Genomic DNA, 13,067 nt, shown 5'->3' with positions numbered 1-13,067 from the left:
GCCTAAGGCGAACCGCGGCAAAGACGCCGTTAGTACATCACCATGTCGGGTTCGAGTTGCTTACCCCATGCGACGATTCCGCCCTGCACGTGCACCGCGTCGGAGAAACCCGCGTTCTTCACGATGGCCAGCACCTCGGCCGAGCGAACGCCGGTCTTGCAGTAGAACACCGGCGTGCGGTCCACCGGCAGCTTGGCCAACGCCTCGCCGGACTCGAACGCACCCTTCGGGATCAACTCCGCACCCTCGATGTGGTTGATGTCCCACTCGACCGGCTCGCGAACGTCGATCAGCGCCAGCGGTTTACCGGAATCCAGCAGCTCACGCAGCTCGCGCGGCGTGATGGTCGAATCGGCCGCGGCCTCGGCCGCCGCCTCCGACACCACGCCGCAGAACTCCTCGTAGTCGATCAGCTCGGTGATCTTCGGCGTCGCGGGATCCTTGCGGATCCTGATGGTGCGATAGCTCATGTCCAATGCGTCGTACACCATCAGCCTGCCCAGCAGTGGCTCGCCGATGCCGGTGATCAGCTTGATGGCCTCGGTGCCCATCACCGATGCGATCGACGCGCACAGGATGCCGAGCACGCCGCCCTCGGCGCACGACGGCACCATGCCCGGTGGTGGCGGCTCCGGGTACAGGTCGCGGTAGTTCAGGCCCAGGCCGTTGGGCGCGTCCTCCCAGAACACCGACACCTGGCCCTCGAAGCGGTAGATCGACCCCCAGACATAGGGCTTACCCGCCAGCACTGCGGCGTCATTTACCAGGTAGCGGGTCGCGAAGTTGTCGGTGCCGTCCAGGATCAGGTCGTACTGCTCGAACAGCTCGACGGCGTTGTCGGGTTCCAGCCGGAACTCGTGTAGCCGAACCTCGACGAGCGGGTTGATCTCGCGGATCGAGTCGCGCGCGCTCTCGGCCTTGGACCGGCCGATGTCGGACTGGCCGTGGATGATCTGGCGCTGCAGGTTGGATTCGTCGACCACGTCGAACTCGACGATGCCGAGGGTGCCGACGCCCGCCGCCGCCAAATACAGCAGCGTCGGCGACCCCAGTCCGCCTGCGCCGATGACCAGCACCTTGGCGTTCTTCATGCGTTTCTGCCCGGCCAGCCCCACGTCCGGAATGATGAGGTGGCGGCTGTAGCGCTGAACTTCCTCACGGGTGAGCTCTGCCGCCGGTTCTACCAGCGGCGGCAACGGTGTCGACACCGAAACTTCTCCTTGATTGACGTCTACTGACCATCACAGCAGGTGCTGGGTTCAACAGCAACGAGCCTGGTCTGCTTCCCGGGTGATCACGCCGAGCGACCGCATCTGTACAGACAACGACGGCGTGTCGGTGTACAGACACGGCCACTGGCCGGGGGGAGTCCGGCGACGGGTCAGGCGATCGGATACGGCCAGGGATTGAACCGACACGTCTTGCCGTCGGGCTTGACCGACTGCGGGTCGAACCGGGCGGCGTCGTTGTTGTTCGTCGAGAACGTCTGCTGCATCATCACCGGGGCCAGCGCGCCATTGTCGCCGCACGGCTCGTGGCGTTGATAGCCGATCGCGTGGCCGACCTCGTGATTGATCAGGTACTGCCGGTAGGAGCCGACGTCGCCCTGGAACGGCACCGCGCCGCGCACCCAACGGGCTTCGTTGATCAACACCCGAGGCTGGTTGTCGTAGGCGGGGTTGTAGCAGGACGCCTCGAGTTGGATGTCGTAGCCGCAACCCTCGCGCACCGTCATCGGGGAGCTCAGCGATACGCGGAAATCCGGCACGCCGCTGTCGATGCGGGTGAATGCGAATTGCGGATTGTGGGTCCAGCTCTTCGGATTGGACAGTGTTTCGCTGACCATCCTGGCGAAACCGTCGTCGCCGCCGAACCCTGTTGTGTCGACGCCGTCCTCCACCTCGACGGTGTAGGTGAACGCCTTGGCGGTGCCCTCGCCGACCTTCGGCGTGCTGCCAGGCACGACGTGCCACGTCTTGGCACCCGCCTCGGTGAACGGCCCGCCCTCGGGCAGGATGCCCGTCGGCAGGTTCACATCGAACTGGGTGAGGCCCTTGGGCGGCGCGCCGATGATCTGCGTGCTCGCCACACCGATGGTCGGCGGACCCTGTACCGGACCCTCGGCCTGCTTTGGCGCGGGTGCACTGGTGCCCGTGACCGTTTGATAAATCACGACGACGGTCAAGGCGATCAGCACCGGCAGCGCGTAGGCGCGCCACCCGTAGGTGGAGATGAACCGGCCCAACCACGTCTGCTTGCGAACCCGGCGATGCTCGTCGCGATTCGACCTGACCCGACCAGAATCCTCAGCGATGGGGTCGCGTTGGGCGCGCAAGGGTTCTCGCCACTCGTCACGCAGCACGGGTACGCGGCCGCTCCCGGGACGCCGTTGACCCGCCGATCCTCCTCGCGCGCGGGAGTCGTAGGTCACCGCAACAGGATGGCACAGACTATCGGCCTCGCACTTCCGCCGCGCCACCACCGTGGCCCGATGCCGTCGATCCGCAAACGCCCAAGCAACGGTAGTAATGTTTCTGCGAAACCCATTCGGATGAAGGACCTGATGAGCGATCTCGCCAACTCCGCCGCCAGAAAGCTGGCCAACGGCGGCGCGGGTCGGCGCGGAAACCGACTTCCGCGCGACGAACGCCGGGGGCAGCTACTAGCCGCTGCCAGCGAGGTTTTCGTCGACCGCGGATATCACGCCGCCGGCATGGACGAGATCGCCGACCGGGCGGGCGTGAGCAAACCCGTTCTGTATCAACACTTTACGTCGAAACTGGAGCTCTACCTGGCCGTTCTTCATCGGCACGCCGACAATCTGGTCTCCGGCGTGCGCCAGGCATTGCGCACCACCACCGACAACCGGCAGCGGGTGCGGGCCGCGGTGGACGCATTCTTCGACTTCATCGAGCACGACGGCCAGGGTTACCGGCTGATCTTCGAGAACGACTATGTGACCGAGCCGCAGGTATCAGCCCAGGTCAAGGTCGCTACCGAAGCGTGCACCGATGCCGTGTTCGACCTGATCAGCCACGACTCAGGGCTGGAACCGCACCGGGCCCGGATGATCGCCGTCGGCCTGGTGGCCATCAGCGTCGATTCGGCGCGCTACTGGCTGAACAATGACCGGCCGATCTCCAAGGACGACGCGGTCGAGGGCACGGTGCAGTTCATCTGGGGCGGCCTGTCCCACGTGCCGCTCACCCGCTCTTGACGGCCTCCGACCCGACCACGCCAACGCCGAAACCGACCCGGCGCACATCGGCCGCGCCGATCTCCACGTAAGCGATCTTCTTCGCCTGCACCAGGAAGCGGCGGCCCTTCTCATCGGTCAGGGCCAGCACGCCCGCATCCTTTTCCAAAGCATCGGTGATCAACTTCTCCACCTCGCTGGGTGTCTGCGCACTGTTGAAGCTCAGCTCACGCGGGCTGTCGGTGACACCGATCTTGACCTCCACGCTGACCCTTTCCGTTCGTGTGTTCCTCGCCAAGAAGGCTAGTGGACGCCCCTGGGCCGACGCCGGGCGTGCCCCTTCGCGAGTAGCGAAACGACCGCGACCGAACCGAGTCCTGACCGTGACCAAAGCACCAGCGGGTCAACCTCATTCGTCACACCTGTCTCGATAGCATCAGGCACGCATTGGACGAAACGACCGGGGACAGCTGCATGAACAGGCCTTATACCGCATATTCGCCGTACTCCCTGACTCCTACCGAACGGATACCGAGCCAGTCCGACCGCGGCAGCGAAACGGTCGATCTCGACCGCGACCACTACGACGACTACGAAGGTCACGACGAGTACGACGCCGCCGACGAGTACGGAGATATCGAGGAGTACTACGAGCCCCTCGATCGTCGGTGGATCTGGATCGCCGCCGTGGCAGGCGCGATTCTGCTCGTCGCGGTGATCTGCACCGTGGTCATCCTCGGCGGCGGAGACAGCGGTTCGGTGTCGACCACCATCAACACTTCAGCCCCGCCCGCGACCACCAGCCAACCGGCGGCCACCACCTCCGCGCCACCGGTCACCACCCCGTCCGCACCGCCACCTGCGGCGACGCTGCCACCGGAAACCGTCACCACCGTGACCCCAACGGCCAGCGCCCCGCCCAGCAGTACGCCCGCCGAGGCGGCTCCCCGGCCCACTGCGGCGCCGAACACCATCACGTACCGGGTCACGGGTCAGCGCAGCCTGCTGGACCTGGTGACGATCATCTACACCGATTCGCAGGGCGCGCTGCAGACCGACGTGAACGTGGCGCTGCCGTGGGCCAAGACGGTAGTGCTGGATCCGGGTGTGACGCTGGGTTCGGTCACCGCGACGAGTGTGACCGGTCAGCTCAACTGCAGCATCACCGATGCGTCGGGCGCCACGGTCGCGATGCAGAACAACAACACGATGATCGCGAACTGCACGAAGTAGTCGCGGCTCAGGCCAGGCCGAGCTCGCGCATGCGCGTGCTGTGCGTGTGTTGTAGCCGATCGAAGAACTCGGTCATCTGCGTCAGGCCCTCACCGCTGGCCATCACCAGGTCGACAAGCTCGTCGTGATCGGCCATCACGTACTGGGCCTGTGTGATGGCCTCGCCGAGCAGCCGGCGTGACCACAGCGCCAGCCGGTGACGCTGTTTTTCACTCGCGGTCACGGCGGCCTGCACCTCGGCGACGACGAACTGCGAGTGCCCGGTTTCCGACAGCACCGCACGCACCACGTCGGCCACCTCGTCGGGCAGCGCGTCGGCGATCTCGAGGTAGAAGTCAGCGGCCAGCGCGTCGCCGATGTAGGTCTTCACCAGCGCTTCCAGCCAGGTGCTCGGCGTGGTCAGCCGGTGGTAGTTCTCCAGGGCCGACGCGTATTTGGTCATCGCGGGCACCACGTCGACTCCCCTGCGCTCCAGCGCGTCACGAAGCACTTCGTAGTGGTTCATCTCGGCGGCGGCCATGCTGGCCATGTTGATTCGGCCGCGCAGATTGGGCGCCATCCGCGCCTCGTCGGTGAGCCGGTAGAACGCGGCAACCTCGCCGTATGCCAGCAATGCGAAGAGTTCGTTGACGCCGCGATGGCCGGCCGACACGCCCGAGGTGGTCTGTTCGGGAGAAGTGGCGGGCGGCGTCGAAGTCATGGCCCAACTCTAGACTCCGACGGGCGCGTCAATCGCCCGGCAAAGCCCACCAGGTACCATGGGTATCGGCAGTGGCATTTCAAGAGCCGCTACCAAAAGAAATGTGCGTGCACGCAGTCGGCCCGCGACCTCAACGCAGGGCCCTCGGCCGTAGCTTCGTCGAACTCGTGCGCGCGTGTGGAATCCGCGAGGTCTTACGAGGTTCGACCCAGAAAGGCTACCTACCCCCCGCATGACTCACCTCAATCCAAAGTTTGCCGAACTCGGCGTTCGCGACGAAATAGTGCGCGCACTGGCCGAAGACGGCAAGGAACATCCCTTTGCCATCCAGGAACTGACACTGCCGCTCGCGCTCGCGGGCGAAGACCTGATCGGTCAGGCGCGCACCGGCATGGGCAAGACCCTTGCCTTCGGTGTGCCTCTGTTGCAGCGCATCACCACCGACTCCGAGCGGCCGCTGACCGGCATCCCCAGGGCGCTGGTGGTGGTACCCACCCGCGAACTGTGCCTGCAGGTGTATGGCGACCTCGCGATGGCGGCGAAGTATCTATCCGTGGACGCGACCAGCGGCGAGGCCGGAGCGCACGGTCGCAAGCTGACCGTCACCTCGATCTACGGCGGCAGGCCCTACGAGCCGCAGATCGAGGCCCTGCAAAAGGGAGTCGACGTCGTCGTCGGCACACCGGGCCGCCTGCTCGACCTCGCGCAGCAGGGCCACCTGCAACTCGGCGGGCTGTCGATGCTGGTCCTCGACGAGGCCGACGAAATGCTCGACCTCGGCTTCCTGCCCGACATCGAGCGCATCCTCAAGCAGATTCCCGATGAACGGCAGGCGATGCTGTTCTCCGCGACGATGCCGGACCCGATCATCACGCTGGCCCGCACGTTCATGAACCAGCCGACGCACATCCGCGCCGAGGCACCGCATTCGGCGGCCACTCACGACACCACCGAGCAGTTCGTCTACCGTGCCCACGCGCTGGACAAGGTCGAGTTGGTCACCCGCGTGCTGCAGGCCAACGGCCGCGGCGCCACGATGATCTTCACCAGGACCAAGCGCACCGCCCAGAAGGTGTCCGACGAACTCGCCGAGCGCGGATTCAAGGTCGGCGCCGTGCACGGTGATCTCGGCCAGGGCGCCCGCGAGAAGTCGCTCAAGGCATTCCGCACTGGCGCCATCGACGTCCTTGTTGCCACCGACGTCGCCGCCCGCGGCATCGACATCGACGACGTGACTCACGTCATCAACTACCAGATTCCCGAGGACGAGCAGGCCTACGTGCACCGCATCGGCCGCACCGGGCGCGCTGGCAAGACCGGCGTCGCGATCACCCTGGTGGACTGGGACGAGTTGGCGCGCTGGGAAATGATCGACAAGGCGTTGACCCTCGGTTGCCCCGACCCTGCCGAGACCTACTCCAGCTCACCGCACCTCTACGAAGAGCTCGACATCCCGACCGAAGCCACCGGCACGATCGGAGAGCCACGCCAGGCGCCGGCCAAGCAGGCCCCGGCCGAGAAGACCGAGCGGCCCGCCCGCACCCGGACGCGCACCCGCAGGCGGACCCGCGGCGGCAAGCCGACCACCGGCCATCCCGAGTCGGCGACCGAGCAACCCGACACCGCATCGGACGACACCCCCGGTGACGCCGCGTCACCGGCCAAGCGTCGTCGACGCCGCCGCCCGCGCAAGGCCGCAGCAGCCAACGCGGGCTAGCCGAGGCTCACCTTCGACGGATGGTCAAACCCGAACGCCGCACCAGGGGCGACATGGTGGCGGCCGCGGCGATCGCGGCAGTGGTCACCGTCGTGGCGGCCTTGATCTGGTGGACCAGCGACGCGAGGGCCACCATCAGCAGGCCGGCCGCAACGCCTGCGCCCACTCTGCCGACCGCCAAGGCGGTGCCGACGTCGTTGCGTCAGCTCTGGACGGCGCCGAGTCCCGAGACCACCACGCCGTTGGTGGTCGGAGGCAATGTCGTCACCGGCGACGGCCGCGAGGTCGACGGCCGCGACCCGGCCACCGGAGATAGCCGGTGGAGCTATGCGCGTGACCTCGAATTGTGCGGTGTCAGTTACGTTTACAACTACGCCGTGGCGGTCTATCCGGACGTCCGTGGCTGCGGGCAGGTCAGCACGATCGACGCCAAGACCGGAAAGCGCGGGCCGAGTCGCACCGCGTACGCCGACCCCAAGGTGCGGTTGTCGTCCGACGGCACCGTTGTGCTGTCGGCCGGGGACAGCCGACTCGAGTTGTGGCGCTCGGACATGGTCCGGATGCTGTCCTACGGCGCACTCGACGCGCGGATCAAGCCCAGCGTGCCCACAACGCCGATCTGCCGCCTGGTGGACGCGCAGTCGAGTTCCACGGCGGTGTCCGTGCTCGAGGCGTGCCCGAAGCAGGCCGACCTGCGACTGACCCTGCTGCGGCCCTCCGACGAAGAGGACACCCCCGAGCTGAAATACGTTCCGCAGCCAGGTGTGGCCGACAACTCCGGGGCTCGTGTCGTCGCGGTATCGGACACCACGACCGCGGTGTACGTGCCCACCCCGAAGCCGACGGTCAACATCGTCGACGAGACCGGCGCCACCGTCGCCAGCACGCTGGTGCCCAAGCCGCCGTCGTCAAACGCGACGATGTCGCGGGCAGGAGATGTGATCACATGGTGGACGGGAGACACCGTGATGGTGTTCTCCGCCAGCGGACTTCGCTATCGCTACAGCGTCAGTGCGGCGGGCAGCAACATGCCGCTGGGGCCGGGGACGATGATGGCAGGCAAGTTGCTGGTTCCGGTCACCGGTGGCTACGACGTTTTCGACCCGGCGACCGGCGCAGGCCTCGAACACATCGCGGTGCAAAGGCCGCCGAGTTCTGCGGCGGTGGTCCCCGCGGTCGCGGGTTCGACGATCCTCGAGCAGCGCGGCGCCCAGCTCGTCGCGCTGGGATAGTCGGCGATTCGTGCGCGTCCACGAGCGCTGACCGCTCCGATACGCGCACAAACCGCTACAACTCGGGGGTGAACGTGGCCATCGCCTTGCCGTTCTTCCAGTGCTTCAGCAGCGCATTGGCCAACTCGCGGTAGGCGTGTGCCCCCTTGTTCTTGCGGCCTGCCAACACCGAACATCCCGACGCGGTGGCCTCGGCGAAGCGCACCGTGCGCGGGATCGGCGGCGCGAGCACGGGCAGTTCGTAGCGGTCCGCGACGTCGAGCAGCACATCGCGACTATGCGTAGTGCGCGAGTCGTACAGCGTCGGCAACGCGCCCAGCAACTTGAGGTCGGAGTTGGTGATCTGCTGCACGTCGGTGATCGTGCGGAGGAATTGACCGACTCCGCGGTGCGCGAGCGTCTCGCACTGCAGCGGCACGATCACGTCGTCGGCCGCGGTCAACCCATTCAATGTCAGCACTCCCAGCGACGGCGGGCAGTCGATGATCACCACGTCGTAGCGGTCTCCGATCTTGGCCAGCGCCCGCTTCAGGGCATACTCGCGCCCCGCCCGCATCAGCAGCATCGCCTCGGCGCCTGCCAGGTCGATATTGGCAGGCAACAGCGTCATCCCCTCAGACGTGTCGACCAGCGCGGCGTCGGGTTCAACCTCCCCCAGCAGCACCTCGTGGATCGACACGGCCAGCTTGTCGGGGTCCTGGCCCAGCGAAAACGTCAGACAACCCTGGGGATCGAGGTCGACGAGCAGAACCCGTTTGCCCGTCTCCGCCATCGCCGCGCCCAACGACGCAACCGTCGTTGTTTTGGCGACCCCACCCTTTTGATTGGCGACCGCAAGTACCCGCGTCACGGTGTTCATCGTTGCACGGGTACCCACGCGGCAGCCGACGTGCGGCACAATCTTTCTGCGTGAGCCTTCTGCAGCACCGGCTGTTTCTGCTTCGCCACGGCGAAACCGAGTGGTCGAAGTCCGGTCAGCACACCAGCCGGACCGAACTCGACCTCACCGAGACAGGACGTCAGCAGGCCAAGTTGGCGGCTGACGCGCTTTCGGTGCTCACCTTGGACAACCCGTTGGTGGTGTCCAGTCCACGCAAGCGGGCGCTGGTCACCGCCGAACTGGCCGGCTTGAACGTCGACGAGGTATCTCCGCTTCTGGCCGAATGGGATTACGGCGACTACGAGGGCCTGACCACGCAGCAGATCAGGGAGACGGTGCCCAACTGGCTGGTATGGACGCACGACTGCCCCGGTGGAGAGAGCCTGCAACAGGTCAGCGACCGGGCCGACCAAGCGATCGAGTACGCGTTGCAGCAGATGGAGTCGCGCGACGTGTTGTTCGTCGGGCACGGGCACTTCTCGCGCGCGATGGTGACGCGCTGGGTCGAATTGGACATTTCCGAAGGCATCAGGTTCGCGATGGTGGCCGCATCGATCGCGGTATGCGGCTTCGAACACGGCGTGCGTCAGATCAGCGCGCTCGGACTCACGGGTCACCGCCACCCGTGCCTCCCGACGTGACCCGCGAACCGGCGTTTGTGCTCGCCGGACGTACCGGTGTCGTCGTCGCCGAGGGCGTGCATACCGCATTCCCCAAACTCGCCGACGCGCGCGCCGCGCTGGCCTCGCATAGCACGCCAATCATTCTGGGCGCCTTGCCATTTGACGTTTCCAAGCCAGCGGCGCTGATCCGTCCGCAGTCGGTCCAGTTCACCGAAACGCTGCCGGACTGGCCGGTGCGCGAGCTGCCTGCGGTCCGAATAGCGCAGACCATCCCTGATCCCGAGGAACACCGGGCCCGTATCGGCGCGGCGTTGCGCCGCTTACAGGATCCCGGCAGCGGCCTGCACAAGGTGGTGTTGGCAAGGGTGCTGCGACTGGTCGCCGAAGGACCGCTGGACGCGCGAAGCATCGTGTCGCGGCTGGTGGCCAATGACGCCGCGGTCAACGCGTACCTCGTCGACCTGACGGCCGCGGGCGGCGGTTATTCGGGTGCCGCGCTGCTGGGCGCCAGCCCTGAGTTGCTGGTCGCTCGGCGCGGCGATCAGGTCAGCTGCCGTCCGTTCGCAGGCTCGGCGCCGCGGTTGGCGGACCCCGCGGCCGACGAGGCCAGTGGCGCGGCCCTCGCCGCGTCGGCCAAGGACCGCCACGAGCACCGACTGGTGGTGGACGCGATGCGTGAGGCATTGGATCCGCTCTGCGTCGATCTGCAGATCGCGCCGGAGCCGCAGCTGAGCAAGACGGCGGCGGTGTGGCACCTGTACACACCCATCACCGGCACGCTACGCGAAAAGACCACGACCGCATTGGATTTGGCGATTGCGCTGCATCCCACTCCCGCGGTGGGCGGCGTTCCTGCGAGCGCTGCGGCCGAACTGATCAACGAACTGGAAGGCGATCGCGGCTTCTACGCGGGTGCGGTCGGTTGGTGTGATCAGCGTGGCGACGGCCGGTGGGTGGTGTCGATCCGCTGTGCGCAGTTGTCGGCCGACCGCCGCACCGCCGACGCGCACTCCGGCGGCGGCATCGTCGTCGAATCCGATCCCGATGACGAAGTCGACGAGACCACAACGAAATTCAACACAATTCTGTCGGCGCTGGGGGTCCAGACATGAGTGAAGTCATCCGGCCCGTGCAGCCGGGCGACGAGGTCGAACTGACCGCGATGATCCGCGAACTGGCCGAGTTCGAACGGGCCAGCGCCGACTGTACTGTCACCGAGAAACAATTGGCCGAAGCGCTTTTCGGTGCGCACCCGACGGTGTACGGACACATCGCGGAGGTCGACGGTCGGGCGGCCGCGGCCGCGCTGTGGTTTCGCAACTTCTCCACATGGGACGGCGTCGCAGGCATCTACCTCGAGGACCTCTTCGTGCGCCCGCAGTTCCGGCGCCGCGGACTGGCCCGCAAGATGCTGTCGACCTTGGCCAGGGAATGCGTCGACCGCGGATACAGCCGGCTGTCGTGGGCGGTGCTGGATTGGAACGTCAACGCGATCGCGCTCTACGACGCCGTCGGCGGGCGACCGCAGACCGACTGGATCACCTATCGGGTGTCCGGCCCTGAGTTGTCCGCACTCGCGGAATCCTGAGACGCGCCCAGCCATTGCAGCGTCGACGGGCTGAACAACAGCCCGAGCGTCACCAGCGCAACGAGCCCGACGGGAATGGCGTACCACCAGCGTTGTGAGCCGACGCCCATGTACCACGCGACGGGCAGCAACAGCAGCTGGGCGAACACCGCTATGCCGCGGCCCCAGCGGCGTCCGGTCCACAACGCCCCCGCCGCGGCGAGCACGCCCGCGCCCATGATCGCGAACCAGCCGGCGGTGCCGTATCCGCTCAGCCACGGCTGGTCCTCGACGCCGCTGAGATGGCGTACGACCAACACCACCGATACGCCGACCAGCGCGGCGCCCTCCAGCCCGACGATGACGGCGGCCTGGCGAACGGTTGACGGCGAGGGCACGATCACGACGTCGAGCCTAGAGGCAGCCGGTTAGGCTCGGACTCCGTGCGCGCCGTGCTGATCGTCAACCCCAATGCGACGTCGACCACTCCGGCGGGCCGCGACTTACTCGCGCACGCGCTGGAGAGTCGGACGAAGCTCACCGTCGTGCACACGGACCACCGCGGCCACGCCATCGAAATCGGCAGAGATGCCACACGTGAGGGCGTTGACGTGCTGATCGTGCACGGCGGAGACGGCACGGTGAACGAGGTGGTCAACGGCATTCTCGGGGAGGCGGGTCCCGGCGGCCCCGCACCGGCGGTCGGGGTGGTGCCCGGCGGATCGGCCAACGTTTTCGCCAGGGCACTCGGCATCAGCCCTGACCCGATAGAGGCGACGAACCAGCTCGTCGACCTGTTGTCGGAACACGGCAGGCGCAAGTCCTGGCGACGCATCGGGCTGATGGACTGCGAAGAACGCTGGTGTGTGTTCACCGCCGGCATGGGCGTTGACGGCGACGTGGTGGCCGCCGTCGAGGCGCAGCGCGCGAAGGGCCGCAAGGTGACGGCCTCCCGCTACATCCGCGTGTCGATCCGCGAGGTGCTCGCCAGCGCTCGCAAGGACCCGACGCTGACGCTGCACCTGCCGGGCAGGGAACCTGTCACCGGCGTCCATTTCGCGTTCGTGTCGAATTCGAGCCCCTGGACGTACGCGAACACGCGGCCGGTGTGGACGAACCCGACGACGACCTTCGAGGGCGGACTAGGGGTGTTCGCGACCACGAGCATGAATATCTGGGCCAATTTGGGACTGGTGCGCCAGATGGTGTCAAAGAAACCGCGGATAGAGGCGAGGCATTTGATTCGCGATGACGACCTGCCATGGGTGCGGGTGACAAGCGACACGCCGGTGGCATGTCAGATCGACGGCGACTATGTGGGTCAGCACGAGGCGATGACGTTCACCGCGGTTCCGAACGCGTTGGGCGTGGTCGCCCCACCGCACAAAACTTACCTCTGAACTGCAGTAACGCTATTCACACTGCTGATTCAGGGCGCAGATTGGTTTAGTGTAGTACAAACGGTTGAGGGGTCTGCTAACGGCCCGCGTAAGTGACATTACCCACTTGTTAACTCGCGAGTATTGACATCTGTTCAGCCTGTGAAAGCATCGGAAGCAACAGTGCAGAAACATTTCGAGTGCACGCGTTAACAGCCGAAGAAAAGCTCGTGCGCCCTGCTGCGCACACAGTAAGGAGATTGGAACTATGGATTGGCGCCATAAGGCGGTCTGTCGCGACGAGGACCCGGAGCTGTTCTTCCCCGTGGGGAACAGCGGGCCTGCGATCGCGCAGATTGCTGACGCGAAGCTTGTCTGTAACCGCTGCCCGGTGACCACGGAGTGCCTCACCTGGGCTTTGGATTCAGGCCAGGACGCAGGCGTGTGGGGCGGTATGAGCGAGGACGAGCGTCGTGCGCTGAAGCGCCGCAACGCTCGCACCAAGGCCCGCAGCGGGGTCTGACCGCCACCAGCGTTCCC

At 66.3% G+C, this 13,067-nt stretch carries 15 protein-coding genes; 9 read left to right on the top strand and 6 right to left on the bottom strand.

Features of this window, described 5'->3' with window-relative positions; translation table 11 throughout:
- Positions 1 to 29 precede the first annotated feature (29 nt).
- Positions 30 to 1,208: an adenylyltransferase/sulfurtransferase MoeZ gene (moeZ, locus tag ACGFK1_RS08135; protein ID WP_393427716.1), complete on the bottom strand. Its 1,179-nt coding sequence runs from the start codon at positions 1,206 to 1,208 to the stop codon at positions 30 to 32.
- Between the two features lie 173 nt (positions 1,209 to 1,381).
- The gene (locus ACGFK1_RS08130; RefSeq protein WP_393427715.1) at positions 1,382 to 2,431 is read right to left on the bottom strand and encodes a DUF3152 domain-containing protein; all 1,050 of its coding nucleotides are present in this window, start codon (positions 2,429 to 2,431) and stop codon (positions 1,382 to 1,384) included.
- A gap of 132 nt (positions 2,432 to 2,563) precedes the next feature.
- Here ACGFK1_RS08130 and ACGFK1_RS08125 point away from each other — a divergent pair, with 132 nt between their 5' ends.
- Positions 2,564 to 3,217, top strand: coding sequence for a TetR/AcrR family transcriptional regulator (locus ACGFK1_RS08125; RefSeq protein ID WP_393427714.1), 654 nt, complete (start codon positions 2,564 to 2,566; stop codon positions 3,215 to 3,217).
- Here the strand turns inward: ACGFK1_RS08125 and ACGFK1_RS08120 are convergent.
- Entirely contained in the window at positions 3,204 to 3,461 is a 258-nt protein-coding gene (locus ACGFK1_RS08120) for a DUF3107 domain-containing protein (RefSeq protein ID WP_393427713.1), read from the bottom strand. The two genes, ACGFK1_RS08125 and ACGFK1_RS08120, sit on opposite strands and share 14 nt — an antisense overlap.
- A 209-nt stretch (positions 3,462 to 3,670) precedes the next feature.
- Between ACGFK1_RS08120 and ACGFK1_RS08115 the strand changes: the two genes are divergently transcribed.
- A complete protein-coding gene (locus ACGFK1_RS08115; protein ID WP_393427712.1) occupies positions 3,671 to 4,429 on the top strand; it encodes an MmpS family transport accessory protein in 759 nt (252 codons plus the stop codon).
- Between the two features lie 7 nt (positions 4,430 to 4,436).
- Here the strand turns inward: ACGFK1_RS08115 and ACGFK1_RS08110 are convergent, their stop codons facing one another.
- The gene (locus ACGFK1_RS08110) at positions 4,437 to 5,129 is read right to left on the bottom strand and encodes a ferritin-like fold-containing protein (RefSeq protein WP_393427711.1); all 693 of its coding nucleotides are present in this window, start codon (positions 5,127 to 5,129) and stop codon (positions 4,437 to 4,439) included.
- A gap of 232 nt (positions 5,130 to 5,361) precedes the next feature.
- On the opposite strand from ACGFK1_RS08110, the gene ACGFK1_RS08105 reads away from it, so the two are divergent.
- Both ACGFK1_RS08105 and ACGFK1_RS08100 read left to right on the top strand, forming a co-directional pair.
- Positions 5,362 to 6,846 (top strand): DEAD/DEAH box helicase, encoded by a 1,485-nt coding sequence (locus tag ACGFK1_RS08105; RefSeq protein WP_393427710.1) that lies wholly within the window; start codon positions 5,362 to 5,364, stop codon positions 6,844 to 6,846.
- Positions 6,847 to 6,866: 20 nt separating this feature from the next.
- On the top strand, positions 6,867 to 8,078 hold the full coding sequence (locus tag ACGFK1_RS08100; protein ID WP_393427709.1) for a hypothetical protein: 1,212 nt from the start codon (positions 6,867 to 6,869) through the stop codon (positions 8,076 to 8,078).
- Between the two features lie 55 nt (positions 8,079 to 8,133).
- Here ACGFK1_RS08100 and ACGFK1_RS08095 read toward each other — a convergent pair whose 3' ends face one another.
- Complete coding sequence (locus ACGFK1_RS08095) at positions 8,134 to 8,937, bottom strand: ParA family protein (RefSeq protein ID WP_393427708.1); 804 nt, start codon at positions 8,935 to 8,937, stop codon at positions 8,134 to 8,136.
- Positions 8,938 to 8,987: 50 nt separating this feature from the next.
- On the opposite strand from ACGFK1_RS08095, the gene ACGFK1_RS08090 reads away from it, so the two are divergent.
- From ACGFK1_RS08090 to ACGFK1_RS08080, 3 genes are read left to right on the top strand one after another with little or no spacing between them, the layout of a single operon-like run.
- Positions 8,988 to 9,599 carry an acid phosphatase gene (locus ACGFK1_RS08090; protein WP_393427707.1) on the top strand — a complete coding sequence of 204 codons (612 nt, stop codon included), beginning with the start codon at positions 8,988 to 8,990 and terminating at the stop codon, positions 9,597 to 9,599.
- A complete protein-coding gene (locus ACGFK1_RS08085) occupies positions 9,596 to 10,693 on the top strand; it encodes an isochorismate synthase MenF (protein ID WP_393427706.1) in 1,098 nt (365 codons plus the stop codon). The genes ACGFK1_RS08090 and ACGFK1_RS08085 overlap by 4 nt, the downstream gene beginning before the upstream one ends.
- Positions 10,690 to 11,169 (top strand): GNAT family N-acetyltransferase, encoded by a 480-nt coding sequence (locus ACGFK1_RS08080; RefSeq protein ID WP_393427705.1) that lies wholly within the window; start codon positions 10,690 to 10,692, stop codon positions 11,167 to 11,169. Before ACGFK1_RS08085 ends, ACGFK1_RS08080 begins: the two co-directional genes overlap by 4 nt.
- Here ACGFK1_RS08080 and ACGFK1_RS08075 read toward each other — a convergent pair.
- A complete protein-coding gene (locus ACGFK1_RS08075) occupies positions 11,124 to 11,552 on the bottom strand; it encodes a hypothetical protein (protein WP_393427704.1) in 429 nt (142 codons plus the stop codon). The genes ACGFK1_RS08080 and ACGFK1_RS08075 overlap by 46 nt on opposite strands.
- Positions 11,553 to 11,591: 39 nt before the next feature.
- Between ACGFK1_RS08075 and ACGFK1_RS08070 the strand changes: the two genes are divergently transcribed.
- Both ACGFK1_RS08070 and ACGFK1_RS08065 read left to right on the top strand, forming a co-directional pair.
- On the top strand, positions 11,592 to 12,548 hold the full coding sequence (locus ACGFK1_RS08070; RefSeq protein ID WP_393427703.1) for a diacylglycerol/lipid kinase family protein: 957 nt from the start codon (positions 11,592 to 11,594) through the stop codon (positions 12,546 to 12,548).
- Between the two features lie 247 nt (positions 12,549 to 12,795).
- Positions 12,796 to 13,050, top strand: a complete 255-nt coding sequence (locus ACGFK1_RS08065; RefSeq protein WP_101948707.1) for a WhiB family transcriptional regulator — start codon at positions 12,796 to 12,798, stop codon at positions 13,048 to 13,050.
- Positions 13,051 to 13,067 lie beyond the last annotated feature (17 nt).

This window comes from Mycobacterium sp. NPDC048908 (assembly GCF_043197955.1).
In the GTDB taxonomy this organism is placed as follows: Bacteria; Actinomycetota; Actinomycetes; order Mycobacteriales; family Mycobacteriaceae; genus Mycobacterium.
Note: the sequence above shows the minus strand (reverse complement) of the source record. Positions and strands in the feature narration are given on the sequence as shown.